At 74.5% G+C, this 22,714-nt stretch carries 6 protein-coding genes and 1 pseudogene; 4 read left to right on the top strand and 3 right to left on the bottom strand.

Translation table 11 applies throughout. The features are described 5' to 3' along the window. Positions 1-117: 117 nt before the first annotated feature. From OG505_RS04170 to OG505_RS04155, 4 genes are read left to right on the top strand one after another with little or no spacing between them, the layout of a single operon-like run. The gene (locus OG505_RS04170; protein ID WP_405431089.1) at positions 118-2,742 is read left to right on the top strand and encodes a fibronectin type III domain-containing protein; all 2,625 of its coding nucleotides are present in this window, start codon (positions 118-120) and stop codon (positions 2,740-2,742) included. 27 nt (positions 2,743-2,769) lie between these two features. Further along, positions 2,770-3,765, top strand: a complete 996-nt coding sequence (locus tag OG505_RS04165) for a MoxR family ATPase (RefSeq protein ID WP_358158818.1) — start codon at positions 2,770-2,772, stop codon at positions 3,763-3,765. A 14-nt stretch (positions 3,766-3,779) separates the two neighbouring features. Beyond that, entirely contained in the window at positions 3,780-4,943 is a 1,164-nt protein-coding gene (locus OG505_RS04160) for a DUF58 domain-containing protein (protein WP_405431086.1), read from the top strand. Continuing rightward, positions 4,919-7,441, top strand: a complete 2,523-nt coding sequence (locus tag OG505_RS04155) for a transglutaminaseTgpA domain-containing protein (protein ID WP_405431084.1) — start codon at positions 4,919-4,921, stop codon at positions 7,439-7,441. Before OG505_RS04160 ends, OG505_RS04155 begins: the two co-directional genes overlap by 25 nt. 91 nt (positions 7,442-7,532) lie before the next feature. Here the strand turns inward: OG505_RS04155 and OG505_RS04150 are convergent, their stop codons facing one another. From OG505_RS04150 to OG505_RS04140, 3 genes and pseudogenes are all read right to left on the bottom strand, one after another. Continuing rightward, positions 7,533-8,297, bottom strand: a complete 765-nt coding sequence (locus tag OG505_RS04150; protein WP_405431082.1) for a thioesterase II family protein — start codon at positions 8,295-8,297, stop codon at positions 7,533-7,535. Further along, complete coding sequence (locus tag OG505_RS04145) at positions 8,294-14,578, bottom strand: thioester reductase domain-containing protein (RefSeq protein ID WP_405431080.1); 6,285 nt, start codon at positions 14,576-14,578, stop codon at positions 8,294-8,296. The genes OG505_RS04150 and OG505_RS04145 overlap by 4 nt, the downstream gene beginning before the upstream one ends. A gap of 277 nt (positions 14,579-14,855) precedes the next feature. Beyond that, positions 14,856-22,712 (bottom strand): annotated as a pseudogene (locus OG505_RS04140) (SDR family NAD(P)-dependent oxidoreductase); the annotation flags it as partial. Positions 22,713-22,714 lie beyond the last annotated feature (2 nt).

Genomic DNA, 22,714 nt, shown 5'->3' with positions numbered 1-22,714 from the left:
GGGGTGACGGTGCGGGTTTCCCCGTTCCCGGCCGGGCCATATGATGGCACCCGGCTCAGGGGAGGGGTCGCCGCGAGGCGTACGCCACCTGCCACGACTCAGGGAAGGCAGCCGGCTGTGGCCAGCATCGACGACGCCGAGCGGACCGACGCCCCCCGTTCCCGGTCCCGACTGCGCGGCGGGCTGGTGACGGTCGGCACGGTCATCGCGCTGCTGGCCGCCATGGGGCTGACCGTCCTGGGGCTGGGGGCGGCGGACAACGCGGTGGCCAACTACGACGCGAGTTCCTGGCTGTGGAGCGGGGTACGCAGCGAGCTGGCCCGGGTCAACGGGGTCACCGCCCGGGTGGACACCCGCACCGAGGTTCCCGGTGCCCGCCGGCATCCGATGCAGGTCGCCCAGACCGATCGGCTGCTGATCCTGCGTGATCTGCAGACCGGGCAGATCAGCTCGCTGGACCTGGCCACCCTGCAGCTCACGGCGACCACGCCGACCACCCCCGGCCTGGGTGTGAGCGTCGCCCTGCACGAGGACGCGGCGTTCGTCGTCGACGCCGTGCAGGGCATCGTGCGGCAGCTCGACCCGCGGTCGTTGAGCCCGGTCGGCGAGCCGGTGCGCTATCCCCCGGGCATCACCGGTGGCACGTTCGACGGCGAGGGCCGGCTCTGGATCGCGGTGCCCAGCGAGGGCACCGTCTCGGCGATCACCGCCGCGAAGCTGCCGTCCGCGCCAGCGTCGGCCGCGCCGGCAGGTAGCGGGCTCAGCCCGGAACGGGTCGAGACGTACGACGTGGCTGACGCCAGCCACGAGCTGGTGGTCTCCACCCTGGACGACGGGGTGGCGGTGCTCGACCGTACGGCCGCCCGGCTGGTGCGGGTGCAGCGCGGTGAGGTCCGCCCGACGTCGCTGACACTGCCCGGCCCGGCGGCGATGCCGACCCGCACCTCGGGGTCGCGGGTGCCGGTGACGGTGCCCGCCGAGCGGCGGGTGTTGGTCGTGGGTGACGTCGGTGAGGAGCGGGCGTTCACGGTGCCGGGCAGCGGCGACCGGCTGAGCCCGGCGGTGGCCTGGGCCGACCGGTTCTACTGCGCCGACGAGGCGACCGGCACCATCTACTCCTTCGACGCGGGCGGCCAGTTGGTCGACACCATCAAGGGCAGGGCGAACGGGCCGCTGGAGATGGAGGTGCGGGAGAACCACCTCTTCATCAACTCGCCCGACTCGGCGACGGCCCGGGTGGTGGACGACAAGCACCAGGTGCGCGAGGTCGACAAGTACGCCAACGACGTGCTGGGCGGTGACCCGCCGCCGGCTCCCCCGCCGCCGCCCCCGCCGAAGAAGCCCCGGGTGGGCAAGCCGAGCGCGCCGCGCAGCGTCACCGCCGCCGCCGGCAACGCCCAGGCTCGGGTGAGTTGGCGGCCGGCCGCCGCGAACGGCGCTGAGATCATCAAGTACGTGGTGCAGGGTGCCGGTCAACGTCTGGAGGTGGGCGTCAACCAGCGTTCGGTGGAGGTCAAGGGGCTGACCAACGGCGAGACGTACCGTTTCGCGGTGCACGCCGTGAACGCCAAGGGGGACGGCCCGGCGCGCAGCAGCAACCCGGTGACCCCGACCGCCGCGGTGCCCGATCCACCGGCCAGCGTCACGGCGCAGGAGCGGCCGGACGGCACGGTGGTGGTGAAGTGGCCGGCCGCGAACGGGCAGGGCAACAAGATCGCCAAGTACGCGGTGACGGCCACGTCGGCGGGGACGAACGCGCCGGCCGGCGAGTCGACGAAGACGGAACTGGTGGTGCCGGCCGGTGAGTTGGAGTTCGGCACCCAGTACGCGTTCACCGTCGTGGCGGTCAACGACAAGGGCGCCGGCTCGGCGGCGTCGCCGGTGAGCAACACGGTGGTGCCGTTCGCGGCACCCGGCCGGCCGCTCGACCTGCAGGCCGGTACGGTCGCCGACCAGCCCGGCGCGGTCACCGTGCAGTGGTCGCCGGCCGAGGCGAACGGCCGACCGGTGACGAAGTACCTGGTGGACGTCGGCGGCAAGACGAGCGAGGTGACCGAGACCCGCACCACCGTCACCGGGCTGGGCAACGGCCAGAACGTCACGGTGAAGGTGAAGGCGGTCAACGAGGCCGGGCCCGGCCCGGAGGCCACCGCCACGGCCCGTACGGTCGCCGCGCCCCGGGTCACGGTCACCGGCTCGTCGGCGACGGCCACGTCGGCGACTGTCACGTTCACCGTGGACGCGGGCGGCGGCAAGGCCACCTGCTCGCTGAGCACGTCGGGTGAGCCGGCGAAGGCCGGGGCGTGCTCCAGCATCACGATGACGGGGCTGACGCCGGGCACGGCGTACACGTTCACGGTGACCGCGAGCAACGCCGCCGGTAAGGACACCGCGACGAGAGCGCAGAAGACACAGCCGCTATACGGGATCGCGACGTGTCGCAACGGGGCGTCCGGGCCCGAGTCGACTTACTGTGATCGGGATCGGGACGGCCGCAACGGCAACGAGATCTTCTCGGTCACCCGGCAGGACAACGACAAGCAGGTGGGTTGGGCGGAGCCGGGCACCCGGCTGCAGGCGTACTGCAAGAAGTCGGGCGAAGAGGTCTACGCCTACATCTACAACAACGACAAGCGCAGCACCTGGTGGGTGCAGGTCGAGTACAGCGGGAAGAACTACATTCCCTGGGCCTGGCTCAACCTGGAAGGCGGCGACAACATCAACGTCCTGCCCACCTGCTGAACCACCAGCCGAGGAGCACCACCGATCGTGAACACCCACGAGCCGCTCACCCAGCCGGAGGTGCAGGGCTTCGCCGCCCTGGCCGCCCGGCTGGCCGAGAACGTCAACGCGGTGGTGCTCGGCAAGCCGCAGGTGGTCCGGCTGGCGCTGACGGCGCTCTTCGCCCAGGGTCACGTGCTGCTGGAGGACGTGCCGGGGGTCGGTAAGACGACCCTGGCACGGGCCATCGCCGCGACCGTGAAGGGTCAGTGGCGGCGCATCCAGTTCACGCCCGACCTGCTCCCCTCGGACGTGTCCGGTGTGACCATCTTCAACCAGGCGAGCCGGGACTTCGAGTTCCATCCGGGGCCGGTGTTCGCCAATATCGTGATCGCCGACGAGATCAACCGGGCGTCGCCGAAGACCCAGTCGGCGCTGCTGGAGGTGATGGAGGAGCGCACGGTCACGGTGGACGGCGTCCGGCATCCGGTGCCCGCGCCGTTCCTGGTGGTCGCCACGCAGAACCCGGTCGAGATGGACGGCACCTACCGGCTGCCCGAGGCGCAGCTCGACCGGTTCCTGGTGAAGCTGTCCGTCGGCTACCCGGACGAGGCGGTCGAGGTGGAGGTGCTGCGCGGCGCGACGGTCCGCTCCCCCGAGGCGCTCGCCCCGGTCACCGACACCGCGACCGTCGGGGAGATGGTCCGGATGGCCCGCCGGGTGCACATCGCCGAGCCGCTCTACGCGTACGCGGTCCGGCTGGCCGCCGCCACCCGCACCCATCCGCAGGTACGCGTCGGGGTCAGCCCTCGGGGCGTGATCGCGTTGACCCGGGCGGCGTGCTCGTACGCGCTGATCGACGGTCGGGGCTGGATCATGCCGGAGGACCTGAAGGCGCTCGCCGAACCGGTGTTCGCGCACCGGCTGCTGCTGACCCCGGACGCGCAGGTGCGCGGGGTGACCCCTGCGGAGGTGCTGCGCCAGGCCATCGCCTCGGTGCCGGTGCCGCTGCCGTCGGGGCAGCCCGCCCCGGTGCAGGGCTGACCGGCAGCAGCGCCATGGGGATCACCGCCCGCGGAATCGGGCTGCTCGTCGCCGCCGTCGTCCTGCTCGGCCTGGGATTCGGCTTCGCGTACCCCGAGTTGACGTTGCTCGGCGCGGCGGCCGGCGCGGCCGTCGGCTACGCGGCGCTGACCGCGGCCTGGCGGCCCCGACTGGTGGTCAGCCGTCGGGCGGACCCGGACCGGGTCGCGCGCGGAGAGCCGGCGAGCATGACGCTTACCGTCCGCAACGCCGGCCGGCTGCGCTCGGCGAACCTGCTGGCCGAGGACCGGTGCGGGAGCCGTGCCGTGCCGGTGCCGCTGCTGCGCCTGCGGCCCGGTCGGGACACCGAGGTCCGCTACGACGTGCCGACCGACCGTCGCGGGGTGGTGCCGGTCGGTCCGCTGCGGGTGACCCGGCGCGACCCGTTGGGTCTGGTGGCGTTGGCCCGCCCGTACGGCGGGACGACGCCGGTCTGGGTGCATCCCCGGATCCATCCGCTGACGGCGGTGCCCACCGGCGCGGGGCGCAGCCTCGACGGCCGGGTGGACGGTGTGCCGCACGGGTCGATCACGTTCGACTCGCTGCGGGAGTACGTGGTGGGTGACGAACTGCGTCGGGTGCACTGGCGCACGAGCGCCCGGGTCGGCGAGCTGATGGTGCGCGAGAACGTGGACACCAGCCTGCCCCGCCTGGTCGTCCTCCTGGACAACCGGGCCGCCGCGCACCCGCAGCGGTCCGCCGGGGTGGCCGAGTCGTTCGAGTCCGCGTGTGAGGCGGCGGCGTCGGTCGTCACCGCCGCGCACCGCGCGGATCTGCCGGTGTTGATGCTGCTGGTCGGCCCGGAGCTGATCGAGCGCGGCCCGGCGGGGGACGCCGAGATCGGGCCCCTGGACCGGCTCGCCGCCGCCGACCTGTCCGACGAGGCCGAGGCGCTGCGCGCGGTCACCACCCGGCTGCGCCAGGACCGGCTCGGCGACACGCTGATCTTCCTGACCGGCCCCGGTGGGCGGGACGGGTTGGGACATGTCGGCGCGCTGCGCGGCGCGTACCCGTCGGTGGTGGTCGGGGTGTTCGGCGCTGCCGAGCCGACGCCGGCGGGCACGGCCGGCCTGGTGGTGGTCGACGCGGTGGACGGCGCGCAGTTCGCCGCCGAGTGGGACGGGGTACGCCGGTGGTGACGGGCATCGCGCCGCAGGAGGAGACGGCGGCCCCTCGACAGGCGCCACCGGCGGCCGGCGGACCGAGCGCCGCAGAGCGGGTGGTACGCGCGTTGCGGGCGGCCGTCGTGCCGCTGGCGCTGATCACGCTCACCGCGCTCGCCGGGGTGGTGCTCGGCCGGGTGTACGCGGGTGACCTGCTGACCCGGCTGGTGATCGGCGCGGCGGTGGGCTCGGTGCTGGTCAGCGTCGCCGCCCGACGGCTGCCGTCCTGGCTGGTCGCGCCGGTGTCGATGGCGGCGATGGCCGGGTGGACGCTGTGGTCGTTGCGGCTGGCCGCCGCCCGCGCCGACCTGCCCGGCAGCCTGCTGGAGGTGAGCGCGGACGCGGCACGCAACGGCATTCCCCGGCTGCTCACCGCGATGATTCCCGTGGAGCCCACACCGGACACGGTGCTGGTCCCGGTGGTGGCGGCGTGGCTGGCCGGTCTGGCCGGGGCGGAGGTGGCGCTGCGCACCGGCCGGGTGCTGCTCGGCTACCTGCCGGCGGCTGGGCTCTACGCCGCGGCCCTCTACGTGGTCGGCCCGAACGCCGAACCAGCGATCGGGACGACCATTGCCTTCGTCGCGGTCGCGGCGGTCGGGCTGGCCGCGCCGACGGGTACGCCGTCGGCCGGCGGTGACCCGACGGCCGGTCTCGCCCCGGGGATGCGCGCGGCGGTGCGGCTTCGGCTGGCGGTCTCGGCGGCGCTCGGCGTCGCGCTGGTGATCGGCCTGGTCGCGCTGCTCGGCCCGGTGGTCGCCGGTCAGGTCGACGGGCGTCCGGTGGACCCGCGCCGGTACGTGGAGCCACCGCAGGTGCAGACGCTCGACGAGAACCCGCTGATCCGCATCTCCGGGTGGGCGCTGCGCCCGGAGCAGAAGCTCCTCGACGTGAGCACGGTGGGCGCCACCCCGTCGGCCGGCGGAGCGGACGACCCGAAGGCGACCGGCGGCGTGGACGACGCAGCGACCGGCGACGCGGGCGACGCGAAGGCGGGCCGCAGCGTACAGATCCGGTTGGCGGTGCTCAGCGACTACGACGGGATCACCTGGCGGGTCGGTGCGACGTACCGCAACGCGGGGCGGATCCTGCCGGCCACCGCGCCGGCCCGGGACAGCACGGTGGATACCGTCCGGCAGGAGATCACCGTGGCGGAGCTGAGCGGTCGGCTGCTGCCGGCCGTGGCGACGCCGCGCGAGGTCAGCGGGGCGCGGGTGGCGTACGACCCGGCGACGGGAACGCTGATCAGGCCGGAGGGACTGACGCCGGGGCTGCGGTACACGGTGACGTCGGCCCGGGAACGCCCGGACAACAACCTGCTGGCCACCGCGAACGTGCCGGCCGGCGAGGAGGTGGCCCGGGTGCTGCGGGTCGCCGACGGGGTGCCCGACCCGCTGCGCCGGTTGGCGGCACAGCTCGCCGAGGAGAACGGCGCCCCGTACGCGCGGGCGGTGGCGATCGAGCAGTTCCTGGCCGAGCACTACCGGGTGGTGGCCGACGCGCCGAGCGGGCACGCGTACCCGAACCTGGCCTTCTTCCTCTTCGGTCCGCGCAACGGCGGCGGGCAGCGCGGGACGTCGGAGCAGTTCGCGGCGGCGTTCGCGGTGCTCGGCCGGCTCTCCGGTCTGCCGACGAGGGTGGTGGTCGGCTTCTCCTGCAGTGGGCAGGGCCCGGTGCGGGCCGGTGATGCGTACGCCTGGCCGGAGGTGCTCTTCGACGGATTGGGCTGGGTGGCGTTCGACCCGCTGCCCCGCCCGGAGAACGAGCCGAGGCCGGTGGAGGAGGACTTCCGCCCGACCCCGGAGGACCCGCCGCCGTCGGAGGCGCCGGCGCCCACCGTGGAGCCGACCGCGTCGCCGGAGCCGGTGGCCGCCCCCGAGGGCCCGCCCGCACGGGGTGGCGTGTCCACGCCGGTGCTGGTCGCGGGCGGCAGCGGTGCCCTGCTGCTGGTGGTGGGGGCGCTGCTGCTCACTCTGTTGGCGATGCGTCGCTCCCTCACCCGCAAGCGACTGGCGGGGGGTGACCCCGGCCAGCGCATCGCCGGCGCCTGGCGGGAGGTCACCGACGCGTTGCGACTGGCCGGCCGCCCGGTCGGCGACGACCTGGCGGCGACCGAGGTGGCCGCGCAGGCCCGCCAGGCCCTGGCCGAAGCCCGAGCGGGCACGACCAGAGGCGGCGCATCCGGCAGCGCCACGACCGGAGGCGGCGTGCCCGGCGGCGGCGCACCCGGAGGCGGCGTGCCCGGCGCGGAGCCGGCCGTCGACGAGCTGGCGACGCTGCTCAATCAGGTGGGTTTCGCCCCCGAGGCCGCGGCGGCCGATCAGGCGGCCCGCGCCGCCGAGGTGGCCACGGCCTACATCGCCGACCTGCGCTCGGCCCGACCCTGGTGGCGCCGCCTGCTCTGGTCCGTGCACCCCTCCCCCCTCCACCAGGCCCGCCGGTCCCCCCACTCCCACCCCCGCCGCCCCCCGCGGTGATCAAGAGGTTCGCGTCATTTCAAGACGTCCCTGACCCGAACCTCTTGATCACCGGTGGCGGACTGGGGGCTGGTCGTGACCGCGGTGACCGTCAGCGGCTGACCCGGGCGCCGGCGAACTGCGACCAGCCGGCCACCAGTTCGGTCACCACCGCGACCAGCGGCTGCAGGTGGGTGGCCGGATAGAAGTGGCCGCCCGGCATCGAATGGCATACGAACTGCCCGGACGTGTGCCGTGCCCAGGCCCGCGCGTCATCCGGGGCGACCCGCGGATCGTGCTCGCCGACCAGCGCCGCGATCGGGCACCGCAACGCCCCGGTACCACCGGGATAGGTCTCCAGCGCGCGGTAGTCGTTGCGGATCACCGGCAGGCTGGCCCGGACCAACTCGGCCTGCACCGGGTCGGTGATGGCCGCGCCGCTGAGGATCTCCACCTCGATCAGCAGCGCCGCGTCGCTGAGCAGGTGCACCTTCGCGTCCCCGGCACGCGACGGCGGTCGGGCCGCGGAGGCGATCAGGCCCAGCGGCGAACGGCCGTCGCGTTCCAGGCGGGCCGCTAGCTCGAACCCGACGGTGGCGCCCATGCTGTGGCCCAGCACCGCCGTGGGCCGGTGCGACCAGGGCAGCAGCGCCCGCTCGACCGATTCGGCGAGCACTTCCAGGTCGTCCACCAGGGGTTCGGCGAGCCGGTCCTGGCGGCCCGGGTACTGCACGGCGAGGACCTCGATGTCCGGGGGCAGCGCGCGGGCCAGGGCGAAGAAACTGGACGCGGACCCGCCGGCGTGCGGCAGGCACACCAGCACCGGGGCGTCGGCGGAGGCGGTCGTGAACCGTCGTACCCAGCTCTCGGTCGTCATGCCGCTCCCCCGTCGCCGGGCTTGGGAAACCATCCCCGGTTGATGAAGAAGTCCACCTGGCGGCGGAAGAACTCGCGAGTCACCGGCGGGCAGGCGATGTCGCTGCCGTCCAGGGCGGCGACCGTCTCGCGGTCGTCCACCGGCGGGTAGAAGCGGTCCGGCGCGGCCGCCATCACGTCGAACGCGTCGAGCAGTGGAAGCAGCGCGTTGGCCGGGTCGCCGATGATCGCCGCCCGCCAGTCGTCGGCGGACCGTTCGGTCAGCGGGTAGCCGGTACCGCGCAGCTCTTCGATCATTTCGTCCAGCCCGATGTCGCCGTGCCCGGCCACGTGGAAGGTGCCGCCGGCGGTCTGCTCCTGCCGGGAAATGTGCAGGATGGCCGCGCTGGTGTAGTCGACCGGCATCAGCCGGAACCGCACCGGAATGGGTTCCGGGACGGCACCGCTCTGCACCATGCCCTTGAGCGCCAGCCACACGTAGTCGCGGCTCTGGCAGGCCCCGGAGTACCGGTCGCCGGCGATCAGGTCGATGCGGTAGATCGAAACCGGCAAACCCCGGCCGCGGGCGATCTCGATGATCTGCTCGGCCACCCACTTGCTCTGCGTGTAGCCGGTGGGCAGCCGCTCCCCCGGGCCGGCCGGGTCGCCGACACGCAGCCCGGCGCCGCCGGTGTCACGTCCGACGTAGACGCCGAGGGTGGACACGTGGTGGACCGGCACCGTCCGGAACCGGGCGGCCAGTCGCAGAATCTCGGCGGTGCCGCCGACATTGGCGTCGCGCACGGTCGCGTACGGCTGCACCCAGTTGACGGCCGCGCCCGCGTGGTAGACGGCGTCGACGGTGCGGGCCAGAGTGTCGTAGTGCTGCTCAGTCAGTCCGAGCCGGGGCGCGGCCAGGTCACCGGGGACGACGACGATCCGGTCCTGGTCGATCTGGCCGGTCAGGCCGTACCAGTCGAGGTTGTCCATCAGCCGCCGGCGTGCCTCGTCCGGTCCGGCACCGCGGACCAGGCAGTGCACCCGGGCCCGGGTCTGGCTCACCAGATCGCGCAACAGGTAGGCGCCGAGGAAGCCGGTAGCGCCGGTGAGCAGCACCTCGCGCGGGTCGGCCACGACCCGGTGCAGCTCGTCGGCAGGCCGGATGTCGTCGGCCAGGGTGATGTCGGCGGCGAAGTCCGGCCCGGCGGGCTGGTCGGCGCCGCCCAGCCGGCCGGCGAGGTAGCCGGCGGCGTCCAGCAGGGTCGGGTGGTCGAAGACGAACGTGGCCGGCAGCCGGAGCCCGGCGACCGCGCCGAGCCGGTTGCGGAACTCGACGCCGGTCAGCGAGTCGAAGCCGAGGTCGGACAGGCGCTGGTCGGCCGGTATTTCACCGGGGTTGGCGTGGCCGAGCACGGCGGCGACCTCGGCACGGACCAGGTCGACCAGCCGGTCGCGGCGCTCGCCGGCGGGCAGCCCGGCGAGTTCCTCGAGCAGGCCCGCCTGCGCGGCGTCGTTGCCGGCGGCCTCGCGGCGGGTCAGGCGCAGCACCGCGTCGAGCATGGCCGGCACCTGGTCGGGCCGCGCGCGCAGAGCGTCCGGGTCCAGGGGCGCGACCACGACGCCGGGTTCGCCGAGGGTGAGCGCCGCGTCGAAGAGCGCCGTCCCGGCGCCGGTGGCGATCGGCGGGTAGCCGGCGCGGGCGATGCGGTCGATGTCGGCGACGCTGAGCTCCCCGCCGGCGCCGCTGATCTGCCAGACGCCCCAGGCGATCGAGGTGGCTGGCAGGCCCTGCTCATGGCGGTGGGCGGCGAGCGCGTCCAGGAACGTGTTGGCGGCGGCGTAGCTGGACTGGCCGGCGCCGCCGATGACCCCGGCGAGCGAGGAGAACAGGACGAACGCGGTCAGCGGCAGGTCGCGGGTCAACTCGTGCAGATGCCACGCGCCGTCGGCCTTGGGCCGCAGTACGGCGTCGAGCCGCTCGGTGGTGCCAGAGGTGATCAGGCCGTCGTCGATGACACCGGCCGCGTGGACGACTCCGGTCAGCGGGTGCTGCGGTGCGATGCCGTCCAGGACCGCGCGCAGCGCCTCGCGGTCCCCGGTGTCGCAGGCCGCGATCCGCACCCGCGCGCCGAGTCCGGTCAGCTCGTCCGCCAGCTCCGCAGCGCCCGGCGCGGCGGGTCCGCGGCGGCTGGTCAGCACCAGGTCGGTGACGCCGTGTGCGGTGACCAGGTGCCGGGCGAACAGGGCGCCCAGCGCGCCGGTGCCGCCGGTGATCAGGACGGTGCCGCCGGGCGTCCACTGCGGAGCGGACGCGGTGGCGCCGACCCGGTGCAGGCGCGGGATGAGGATGGTGCCGGAGCGGATGGCGGCCTGCGCGACGCCGCTGGCGGCGATCATCGACAGGATCGGGTACGGGTCGTCGTCATGATCGATGTCGGCCAGCACGAAGCGGCCCGGGTTCTCCGACTGCGCTGAGCGGAGCTGCCCCCACACGGCGGCCGCCGCCGGATCGGTCACCGGACCACCGGCCGGGACCGCGCCGCTGGTGGTGATCACCAGGGGAACGTCGGTGAGCCGCTCGTCGGCCAGCCACGCCTGCACCAGGGTGAGGACGCGGCTAGTGTGCAGGTGTGCCTGCTCGGCGGTGCGTGATCCGGCGGGCTCGCCGCCGCAGTCGTACCGGACGGCGGTGGCCGCGGCGGCCCGGTCCAGGGCGGCGCGCAGCCGGTCGGGGTGGTCCGGGTCGGCGGGCATCAGCGGGGCCCAGTCGTGGTCCGGGGTCGGGCCGGTGACCTCGGCGGGTGTCCACCGCACGGCGAGCATCGCATCGGGCACCGGCTGCCGCCCGGAGGTGTGCGCTCCGCGTTCGGCGGCGCCGAGGGTCGCGACGAGCCGGCCGGTGCGGTCGGCGAGGACCGCACTGAACCCGCCGCCGGTGGCCGGAGTCAGGCGGGCGCGCAGGGTGGTGGCGCCGGTGGCGTGGACGTGCCAGTCGCTCCAGGCGTGGATCGGGCCGTCGCCCGGGGCCACGTTCAGCAGGGCGTCAAGCAGGGCCGGATGCAGAACGTACCGGTCCGCCTCGCCGGCGAGGTTCTCCGGAAGGGTGACCTCGGCGTACAGGTGCGGTGAGTCGGTGACCGCCTCGGGCGCGGACGGCCAGTCCGCGATCGGTTCCTGCTCAGCGGTGATGGTGACGCCGAGGGTGCCCTCGGCGTGCCGGGTCCACGGGCCGTCGCCGTCACCGGGGCGGGCGTGCACGGTCACCGGGCGCCGGCCGCGCTCTCCGGGCGCCCCGACCCTGACCTGGACCTGAAGGCCGCCCCGGGCGGGCATCTCCAGCGGGGTGATCGTGCACAGTTCGCGGACGGTCGTGCAGCCGGTCTCGTCGCCGGCGCGGGCCACCATCTCCAGCAGGGTCGCGTCGGTGACCGCCGGGTTGCCGGAGCCGGGCAGGCGGGTGGTGAACACCGTCTCGTCGCCGCCGGCCAGGGACACGGCCGCGCCCAGCAGCGGGTGGGTGGTGTCGCGCAGGCCGAGACCGGTGGCGTTGCCGGTGCGGCCGGCGGCGACATGCCAGTAACGGGTGTGCTCGAACGCGTACGTCGGCAGCGGAACGACCCGCGGGTTCGTCCCGGCGAACGGGTGTTCCCGGTCGACGGGCAGGCCCTGGGTGTGCAGGTGGGCGAGGGCGAGCTGGAAGGTGCGCACGGCGTCGGTGTCGCGGCGCAGGGTGCCGCCGACGAGCGCGTCGACGCCCAGGTTGTCGCGCAGCGAGGCGACCAGCACCGGGTGCGCGCTGACCTCGATGAACGTGCCGTGCCCGGCGTCGGCGAGGGCGCGCAGGGTGGTGGCGAACTCGACCGGCTGGCGCATGTTGGCGTACCAGTAGCGGGCGTCCATGCCGGTGGTGTCAAGGCGCCCGCCGGTGACCGTCGAGTACAGCGGCACGGTCGCCGCTCGGGGCCGCACGTCGCGGAGGGCTTCGAGCATCTCCTGCTGTACGACGGCGACGTGCGGCGAGTGCGACGGGAAGTCGGCCGGGAACCGCTTGGTGCGCGCGCCGGCCGCAACGCACTCGGCGACGAACTCGTCCAGGGCCTGCCTTTCGCCGGCGACCAGCACCGACGCCGGGCCGTTCTCGACCGCCAGGGTCAGCCGGTCGGCGAAGCGCCCCAGGCGCCGCTCGACGTCGGCGCGGGGCAGGCCGATCGCGGCCATCCCACCGCGCCCTTCCAGCCGGCGGGCGAGCCGGCTGCGGACCGCGATGATGCGGGCGCCGTCGGCGAGGGAGATCGCGCCGGCGACGACGGCTGCGGCGATCTCGCCCTGGGAGTGCCCGACGACGGCGTCCGGCCGGATTCCGGCCGCCTCCCACAGGGCGGCAAGAGCCACGTGTACGGCGAACAGGGCCGGCTGCACCACCTCGATGCGGTCCAGGGCCGGCGCGCCGGGCACGCCGCGCAGCACGTCGTCCAACGACCAGTCCAGGTGCGGTTCGAACGCCTTGACGCACTCGACGACGCGGGCCGCGAACACGTCCGAGGAGGCGAGCAGCGCGGTCGCCATCCCCGGCCACTGGCTGCCCTGGCCGGGAAAGACGAACACGGTACGACCCCGGTCGGCGGCCGTGCCGGTCATCAGATTCTCGGCGCTCTCCCCGGCGGCGAGCGCGTCCAGGCCGGCCAGCACGGTGTCCCGGTCGGCGGCCACCACCACCGCCCGGTGCGGGAACACCGTACGTGTGGTGGCCAGCGAGTACGCCACGTCGCGCAGGACGTCCGGGCGGTCGCTCGCGGGCAGCGACCGTACGTGGGTGGCGAGCCGGGCGGCCTGGGCCCGCAGCGCGGCCGGTGTCTTCGCCGACACCGCCCACGCAAGCGGCCCCGCGACCACCGTCTCCGGCTCGTCGCCGGACGGCTCCCGGGTTTCCGGTGCCTGTTCGAGCAGCAGATGGGCGTTGGTGCCGCTGGCGCCGAACGCGGAGACCGCGCCGCGGCGGGGTCGATCGGTGCCCGGCCACGGCCGGGTGGTGGTGAGTAGTTCGACGTCGCCGGCCGACCAGTTCACGAACGGCGACGGCTCGTCCAGGTGCAGCGTGCGGGGCAGCACGCCGTGCCGGATGGCCTGCACCATCTTCACGATGCCACCGACCCCGGCGGCCGCCTGGGCGTGCCCGACGTTCGACTTGAGCGAGCCGACCAGCACGGGACGGCCCTCGGGGCGGCCGGCGCCGTACGTGGCCAGCAGCGCCCCGGCCTCGATCGGGTCGCCGAGCCGGGTCCCGGTGCCGTGCGCTTCGATCGCGTCAACGTCGACGGTGGTCAGCCCGGCGTCGGCGAGCGCCTGCCGGATGACCCGCTCCTGGGCGAGCCCGTTCGGGGCGGTGAGCCCGTTGGAGGCGCCGTCGGAGTTGACCGCGCTGCCGCGGACCACGGCCAGCACGCGGTGACCGTTGCGCCGCGCGTCGGCAAGCCGCTCCAGCACGAGGATCCCGGCGCCCTCGGACCAGCCGATCCCGTCGGCGGCGGCGGAGAACGGCTTGCACCGGCCGTCCGGGGCGAGTCCCCGCTGCCGGGAGCCGTCCAGGTAGCCGCCGGGGTGCGCGGCAATGTACGCGGCACCGGCCAGCGCCAGGGTGGACTCGCCGGAGCGCAGCGACTGGGCGGCCAGGTGCACCGCGACCAGCGCCGACGAACAGGCGGTGTCGATCGACACGGCGGGGCCCTGCAGCCCCAGCGTGTACGCGATCCGCCCGGACGCCATGCTGCTCAGCTTGCTGGTCATCTGGTAGCCCTCGAACTCCTCCGGCGGGTCGAGGTCCAGGTAGCTCTGCTCGACCAGCCCGGCGAACACCCCGGTGCGGGACCCGGTCAGCGTGCTCGGATCGATGCCGGCGTTCTCGAGGGCCTCCCACGCCGACTCCAGCAGGATCCGCTGCTGCGGGTCCATGGCCAGCGCCTCGCGCGGGGAGATGCCGAAGAACGCGGCGTCGAACAGCCCGGCGGTGGCCACGAAGCCGGCCTCGCGGATGTAGATGTGGCCGGGCTTGGCCGGGTCCGGGTCGTAGAGGGCGTCCAGGTCCCAACCGCGGTCGGTCGGGAACGGGGTGATCTCGTCGCGTTCCTCGACGGCGACCCGCCACAGCTCGTCCGGGTCCTGCGCACCCGGGAACCGGCAGGACATGCCGACGATGGCGACCGGGTCGCGCTGCGGGTTCTCCATCTCGGCAATGCGGGCGCGCGCCTGCTGCAGGTCGGCGGTGACCCACTTGAGGTAGTCGACCAGCTTCTCTTCGTTGGACATGTGCGGTCCCGTCCTCGGGTCAGCCGGCTCGGCGGCCGAGCTCGGTGTCGATCAGGTGGAAGATCTCGTCGGTGCTGGCATCGGCGATCCGGGTGCTCGGGTCGGGTCCGCTGGCCGCGGGGGCGCCGGTGAGCCGGTCCAGGACGGCCCGCAGCCGGGCACCGGCCGGGGCCAGCGCCGGGTCGCCGGGTGTCCGGCCGGTCAGGGCCGCTTCGAGCTGGTCGAGCAGGCTCGGCAGGTCAGCGTCAGGCACGCCGGCGGGCAGCAGGGTGAGCAGGTGCGCGGCGAGCGCGGCCGGGGTCGGGTGCTCGAAGACGACCGTGGCGGCCAGTTCCAGGCCGGTGGCCGCGCGGAGCCGGTCGCGCAACTGGACGGCGGTCATCGAGTCCATGCCGGTCTCCTGGAACGGTCGGTCGGCGGGGATGGCCGTGTCGCCGGTGTGGCCGAGCGCCGCGGCGCTGTGGCGCAGCACCAGGTCACGCACGGCCCGCTCGCGGTCCGCGTGATCCAGCCCGGCCAGGGTGGTGGCGAGCGTCGGGGCCGGCTCGGTGGGCGCCGACTGAGGTTCCGGGGTACGGGCGGTGCCGGTGGCCAGCCAGTAGGCACGGTCGTGGTCGAACGCGTACCGGGGCAGGTCGATGCGGGTGGCGCCGCTGCCGGCGAAGTAGGCGGACCAGTCCACGGCCGCACCACGTGACCACACCGTCGCCAGCGCGTCGAGCAGCGTCGTCACCTCGTCGCGGTCGCGGCGGCCGGCCGGCACCGCGCCGTCGACCAACGCCGAGAGCGCCGCGTCCGGCCCGACCTCGAGGAACACACCGATGCCCTGGTCGCGCAGGGTGCGTACGGCGTCGGAGAACCGGACGGTGGCCCGGATCTGCCGGGTCCAGTAGTCCGGGTCGCTCCACTCGTCCTGCACGGCGTTGCCGGTCACCGTCGACACCGCCGGAATCGTCAGTCCGGCGTAGTCGACCATCTCGGCCTGTTTGCGGAACTCCGGCTGCATGGGCTCCATCCGGACCGAGTGGAACGCGTGCGACACGGTGAGCCGCCGGGTGCGCCGGCCCCGACCCGCCCACCGGGCCACCACCGCCGCCACGATCCGCTCGTCGCCGGAGATCACCACCGAGTCGTCGGCGTTGACGGCGGCGATGTCGATCTCGTCGCCGATCTCGGCCTCGGTGGCCTGCACGGCGGCCATCGCCCCGCCCGCGGGCAGCGCCTGCATGAGTCCGCTGCGGGCGGCCACCAGCACGCAGGCGTCCGGCAACGACAGCACGCCGGCGACGTGCGCGGCGACCAGTTCGCCGATCGAGTGCCCGGCGAGCGCGTCCGGCCGTACGCCCCAGGACTCCAGCAGGCGGAACAGGGCAACCTCGAACGCGAACAGGGCGGGCTGGGTCAGTCCCGTCTCGTCGAGTCCGGCGCCGCTGTCGATGGCGGCGCTCAGCGAGGTGGGCAGCAGGCGGTCGAAGATGTCGCAGATCTCGTTGTAGGTCGTCCGGAAGATCGGGAAAGCGGACCGCAACCCGGCGCCCATGCCGACCCGCTGCGCGCCCTGCCCGGTGAAGAGGATCGCAAGGCCACCGGTGCCGGCGGTGACGGGCACGGCGTGCTCGACATCGGTGCCGATCACGACCGTGCGGACCGGGAGCGCCGCGCGGGTGGCGAGGGTGTAGCCGATGTCGGCGAGGTCCGTGCCGGGGTGCTGGGTCAGGTGCTCGCGCAGCCGGGCGAGCTGGCGCCGCAGCGCCGGCTCGTCGCGGGCGGAGAGCACCCACGGCAGGACCTGCGGTGCCTGCTTCGCAGCCGGCCCGGTTGTCGGGCCCTGTTCCAGGATGACGTGCGCGTTCGTGCCGCTGATCCCGAACGACGACACCGCCGCCCGCCGTGGACGGTCCTCGACAGGCCACGACTGGGCCTGCGACAACAGACGCACTCCCGAGGCATCCCAGTCAATCTCCGACGACGGCGTCTCGCTGTGCAACGAACGCGGCATCACCCCGTACCGCATCGCCTGAACCATTTTGATCACACCACCGACCCCCGCCGCCGCCTGCGCGTGGCCGATGTTCGACTTCAGCGAACCCAACCAGACCGGACGCCCGGAACGACCGTAGGTCGCCTGCAACGCCTGAACCTCAATCGGATCGCCGAGCCGGGTACCCGTGCCATGACCCTCCACCACGTCAACATCCGTCACCGTCAGGCCAGCGGTCGCCAGAGCCTGGCCGATCACCCGCTCCTGCGCAGGGCCACTCGGCGCGGTCAGCCCGTTCGACGCGCCATCCTGATTCACTGCCGAACCACGCACCACAGCGAGGATCTGACGACCGGAAGCGACCGCGTCCGACAACCGCTGGACCAACAGCAAGCCGACGCCCTCGGCCCAGCCAGTACCCTGCGCGTCATCGGCATAGGAACGGCACCGGCCATCCACCGCCAAGCCGCGCTGCCGAGAGAACTCCACAAACGTGTTCGGCGACGACATCACCGTCACCCCACCCGCAACCGCCAGATCACACTCACCGCGCTGTAGAGCGGACACCGCCCAGTGCAGGGCCACCAAAGACGACGAACACGCGGTGTCGACCGTCACCGCCGGACCCTCGAGCCCGAACGTGTACGCCACCCGCCCCGACACGACGCTGCTCGCGCTGCCGCCGGCGAGGTAGCCCTCCAACTCCGGGGGCACCTCGCGGACCCGTGCGCCGTAGTCGCTGTACATCGCGCCGGTGAACACGCCGGTGTTGGAGCCGCGCAGGGTCGCCGGGTCGACGCCGGTGTCCTCGAACAGCTCCCAGGTCGTCTCCAGCACGAGCCGTTGCTGCGGGTCGGTGGCGAGGGCCTCCTTCGGCGACAGGCGGAAGAAGTCGGCGTCGAAGCGGTCGGCGTCGTACAGGAAACCGCCGTGCCTCGTGATCGACGTGCCCGGGTGGGCCGGGTCCGGGTCGTACAGCGACTCCAGGTCCCAGCCGCGGTTGGCCGGGAACTCCCCAACCGCGTCGACCTCCTCGGCCACCAGCCGCCACAACTGCTCCGGCGAGCCCACCCCACCCGGAAACCGGCAGGCCATTCCCACGATCGCGATTGGCTCGTCCGCCTCGGCGCGCATCCGCTCGGCGGGCGGCGCCTCGGCCGGGTCGCCGCCGAGTTGGGCGGACAGGTACGCGGTCAGCCGCTCGACGGTGGGGTGGTCGAAGGCGAGCGTGGCGGGCAGGCGCAGCCCGGTCGCGGCGCCGAGCTGGTTGCGCAGCTCGACCGCGGTCAGCGAGTCGAGCCCGAGTTCCTGCAACGGACGGTCGGTCGGGATGGCCGTTGGGTCGGCGTGGCCGAGCACGGCGGCGAGCGTGGCGCGGACCAGGTCGGAGGTGGCCCGGTTCGGCTTCGGCGGTGCCGCTGGGCGACGACGACGCGGCACCAGCTCCCGCAGCAGCGGCGAGGCGTCGGCGGCGTCCAGCGCGGACCGGTCCAGGCGGGTCGCCGCGTACACCGGTTCGGTGCCGGCGATGGCCTGGTCGAACAGTGCCAGCCCGGCCGCGGTGGACAGCGGCCGCAGGCCGAGCCGGGTCAGGCGGCCGCGGTCGGTCGCGGACAGGTGTCCGGTCAGCGCGCTGTCGGCCTCCCACAGCCCCCAGGCCAGGGAGACGGCGGGCAGCCCGGCGGCCCGCCGGTGCGCGGCGAGCGCGTCCAGGAAGGTGTTGCCGGCCGCGTAGTTGGCCTGCCCCGGTGTGCCCACCAGGCCGGCGAGGGAGGAGTACAGCACGAACGCGGACAGGTCCCGGGTGAGCTCGTGCAGGTGCCACGCACCGTCGATCTTGGGTCGCAGCGTCCGGTCGAGGCGGGCCGGGTCGAGGGCGGTCAGCACGCCGTCGTCGGTGATCCCGGCGGTGTGCACGACGGCGCGTACCGGATGGTCAGCCAGGACCGCTTCGAGGGCGGCGCGGTCGGCCACGTCGCAGGCGGCGAAGGTGACCCGCGCGCCGGCGGCGGCGAGCTCGTCGCGTAACTCGGCGCCGGGCGGCGTCTCGCCGCGGCGGCTGAGCAGCAGCAGATCCCGGGCACCGTGCTGGTGCACCAGGTGGCGGGCCAGCGCGCGGGCGAGCGTCCCGCCGCCGCCGGTGATCAGGATGGTCCCGTCGAAGCGCGGCGCGGTGCCGGCCGGGGCGACCGGGACGGCCGGGACCAGGCGCGGGGCGAAGAGCACGCCGTCGCGGATCGCGAGCTGTGGTTCGCCGGCCGCGACGGCGGCCGCCAGCAACTCCGGGGTGCCGGGCACGTCGGCGTCCACGAGCGTGATCCGGTCCGGGTGCTCGCTCTGCGCCGAGCGCAGCAGGCCCCAGACGGCGGCGTGGATCAGCGAGGGTGCTTCGCCGGGTGCGGTGGCGACCGCACCGCGGGTCAGCACGACCAACCGGGTGGCGGTGAACCGGTCCTCGGCGAGCCAGTCGCGGACCAGGGTGAGCACGTGCGCGGTGGCGGCGCGCACGGCGGCGGGCAGGTCGCCGTCCGGCGGTGGGCCGGGCACGGGGGCGAGCACGACGTCCGGCGGTTCGGCGGCCAACGCGGCCAGGTCGGACGAGGCGTGCAGCGTCGCCCAGCTCGTGCCGGGTCGCGGATTCCCGGCGGCTGCCGGGCGCCAACGCAGGGGCAGCAGGTCGGCTGCCGGCGCCGGGGCGCCGGAGGTGTCCAGCGGGCGCAGCGCGACGGCGTCGACCCCGGCCAGCGGGGTGCCGGCGCTGTCGGCGACGAGCAGGGCGTACGTGTCGGCGCCCGCCGGGGTGAGCCGGACCCGCGCGGTGGTCGTCGCGCCGGGCCGGAAGCGTACGCCGGCCCAGCTGAACGGCATCCGGGCCGGCGCTTCCCCGGCCACACCGGGCAGCAGCGCGTGCAGGGCGGCGTCGAGCAGTGCCGGGTGCAGGGCGAAGTCGCCCGAGTCGACGCCACTCACCTCGGCGAACAGCTCGTCGTCGCGATGCCACAGCCGCCGCAGGCCGCGCAGGCGCGGGCCGTAGCCGTAGCCGAGGTCGCGAAGCCGCTCGTAGGTGCCGGTCAGGTCCAGCTCGGTGGCGCCGACGGGCGGCCACTCGCGCAGGTCCTCGACGGGTTCGGCCGGCGTCTCGGTGAGCTGCCCGGTGGCCACCGGGTACCAGGTGCCGTCGGTGGCGGCGTGGATGTCGACGCGCTGGTCGGCGGCGCGGACCGCCACCTGCACGTCGACGCCGGCCTGCGGTGGCACCGTCAGCGGCGTGAGCAGGGTGAGCTCCGCGATCCCGGTGGCGCCGGCCTCGTCGGCGGCACGCCGCGCCATCTCCAGTAGCGCCGTGCCCGGGACGATCACCTGACCGTTCAGCGTATGGTCGGCGAGCCAGGGCTGGGTGTCGGTGTCGAGGTGCCCGGTCAGCAGCAGGTCGCCGGCGCCGGCCGAGCGGACGGCGGCGCCCAGCAGCGGGTGCCCGGTCGCGGACTGGCCCAGCGCGGCGGCGTCCGGGACGGCGGCACGCGGGCTGAGCCAGTAGCGCTGGCGGGCGAACGCGTACCGGGGCAGGTCGACGTGCGGGCCGGTGCCGCCCGGGAAGTAGCTGGAGAAGTCGACCGGCACGCCACGTTTCCACAGGTCGGTCAGCGCGCCGACGACGGCCGGGACCTCGGGGCGGTCGGCGCGGCAGGCCGGGACCGCGCCGTCGACCAGGGCGGACAGCACCGCGGTCGGTCCGATCTCGACGAAGGTGGTCACGCCGAGTTCGCGCAGCTTGCGTACGGCGTCGGCGAACCGGACGGTGGCGCGGACCTGCCCGGACCAGTAGCCGGGTCGCTGCCATTCGTCGCGGACCGGGGCGCCGCTGACCGTGGAGACGGCGGCGAGCTTCGGTACGGCGTACGTCAGGGTGTTCGCCTGCTCGCGCAGGGCGTCCAGCATCGGGTCCATCCGGGCCGAGTGGAAGGCGTGCGAGACCGTCAGGCGGCGGGTGCGCCGGCCGCGGCCGCGCCACAGCGCCTCCACCCGGGCGGCGGCCCCCTCCTCACCGGAGATCACCACCGCGTCGTCGGCGTTGATCGCGGCGACGTCGACGCCGTCGGGCAGCGTCGGGCGCAGCTCGTCCTCGCTGGCCTGGATCGCGACCATCACGCCGCCGGGTGGCAGGGCCTGCATCAGGGTGCCACGGGCGACGACGAGCCGGGCCGCGTCGGGCAGCGTGAGCACGCCCGCGACGTGGGCGGCGGCGAGTTCGCCGATCGAGTGGCCCACGACGAAGTCCGGACGCAGCCCCCAGGAGGCGAGCAGGCGGAACAGTGCGACCTCGAAGGCGAACAGCGCCGGCTGGGTGAAGCCGGTCTGTTCCAGCCCGTCGCCGGACTCGATGACCGGGCGTACCGGGCGCGGCAGCCAGCGGTCCAGCTCCGCGCAGGCCGCGTCGTACGCGTCCTCAAAGACCGGGAAGGCCGCGCGAAGTTCGCTGCCCATCCCGGCCCGCTGCGCGCCCTGCCCGGTGAACATGACGGCGAGCGCGCCACCGGCGGCGGCCGGGGCCGGTTCGGCGGCCGCGAGCGCGGCGCGCAGCTCCCCCCGGCTGGTCGCGGTGATCACCGCGCGGGTCGCCAGAGCGGGACGAGCGGCGAGAGTACGGCCGATGTCGGCGACACTGGCCTCGGGGTGGGCCTCGGCGAACCCGGCCAGCTGCTCGGCCTGCGCGCGCAGTCCGGCCGCGTCGTGCGCGGAGATCAGCCACGGCACCACCGGCGGCGCGGGTGGCGGGGTGACCGGCTGCGGCACGGTGTGTTCGAGGACGACGTGCGCGTTGGTGCCACCGAAGCCGAACGACGAGACCGCCGCGCGGCGCACCCCGTCGGTCGCGGGCCAGTCCCGGGCCTCGCGCAGCAGCGTGACACCGCCACTGTCCCAGGCGACGTGCGGGGTCGGCTCGTCGGCGTGCAGGGTGCGCGGCATGACGCCGTACCGCATGGCCTGCACCATTTTGATGACCCCGCCGACCCCGGCGGCGGCCTGGGAGTGCCCGATGTTGGACTTGAGCGAGCCGAGCCAGACCGGCCGCCCGGCCTGGCCGTAGGTGGCTTGCAGCGCCTCGACCTCGATCGGGTCGCCGAGCCGGGTGCCGGTCCCGTGTCCCTCGACCACGTCGACGTCGGCCGGGCGCAGGCCCGCCGCGTCCAGGGCGCGGCGGATGACGCGCTCCTGGGCGGGGCCGTTCGGGGCGGTCAGGCCGTTGGAGGCGCCGTCGGCGTTGACCGCGGTGCCGCGGAGCACGGCCAGCACCCGGCGGCCGTCGCGGATCGCATCGGACAGCCGCTGCACCAGCAGCAGGCCGACGCCTTCGGCCCAGCCGGTGCCGTCGGCCGCGGCGGAGTACGAGCGGCACCGGCCGTCGGTGGACAGGCCGCGCAGCCGGGAGAACTCGATGAACGCGACCGGGGTCGACATGACGGTCACGCCGCCGGCCAGGGCCAGGTCGCACTCGCCGCGGCGCAGCGCGGAGGCGGCGAGGTGCAGCGCGACCAGCGACGACGAGCAGGCGGTGTCGACGGCGACGGCGGGGCCCTCCAGCCCGTACGTGTAGGCGAGCCGCCCGGCGGCGATGCTGCCGGCGCTGCCACTGAACAGGTAGCCCTGGAACTCGTCCGGCGGCAGGCCGGGCCGGGTGCCGTAGTCGCTGTACATGGCGCCGGCGAAAACGCCGGTGGCGGTGCCCCGCAGCGTCGCCGGGTCGACCCCGGCGTCCTCGAACGCCTCCCACGCCGTCTCCAGCAGCAGCCGCTGCTGCGGGTCGGTGGCGAGGGCCTCGCGCGGCGACATCCCGAAGAAGTCCACGTCGAACAGGTCGGCGTCGTGCAGGAAGCCGCCCTCGCGGGTGATGGAGGTGCCCACGTGGTCGGGGTCGGGGTGGTAGAGCCGCCGCAGGTCCCAGCCCCGATTGTCCGGGAACCCGCCGACCGCGTCGACGCCGTCGGCGACCAGGCGCCACAGCTGCTCGGGGGTGCGCACCCCGCCCGGATAGCGGCAGGCCATGCCGACCACGGCGATCGGCTCCTGCTGGCTGTCCTGCACCTGTTGCAGACGCTGGCGTACGTCGCGCGCATCGGCGATCGCGCGCTTGAGGTATTCGCGAAGCTTCTCTT

It is taken from the genome of Micromonospora sp. NBC_00617 (assembly GCF_045161355.1).
Taxonomy (GTDB): Bacteria; Actinomycetota; Actinomycetes; order Mycobacteriales; family Micromonosporaceae; genus Micromonospora.
Note: the sequence above shows the minus strand (reverse complement) of the source record. Positions and strands in the feature narration are given on the sequence as shown.

Excerpts from the sequence above, each read along its gene's own strand:
- OG505_RS04160 (WP_405431086.1), top strand. The coding sequence starts at position 3,780 with ATGGGGATCACCGCCCGCGGAATCGGGCTGCTCGTCGCCGCCGTCGTC.
- OG505_RS04150 (WP_405431082.1), bottom strand. The coding sequence starts at position 8,297 with ATGACGACCGAGAGCTGGGTACGACGGTTCACGACCGCCTCCGCCGAC.
- OG505_RS04145 (WP_405431080.1), bottom strand. The coding sequence starts at position 14,578 with ATGTCCAACGAAGAGAAGCTGGTCGACTACCTCAAGTGGGTCACCGCC.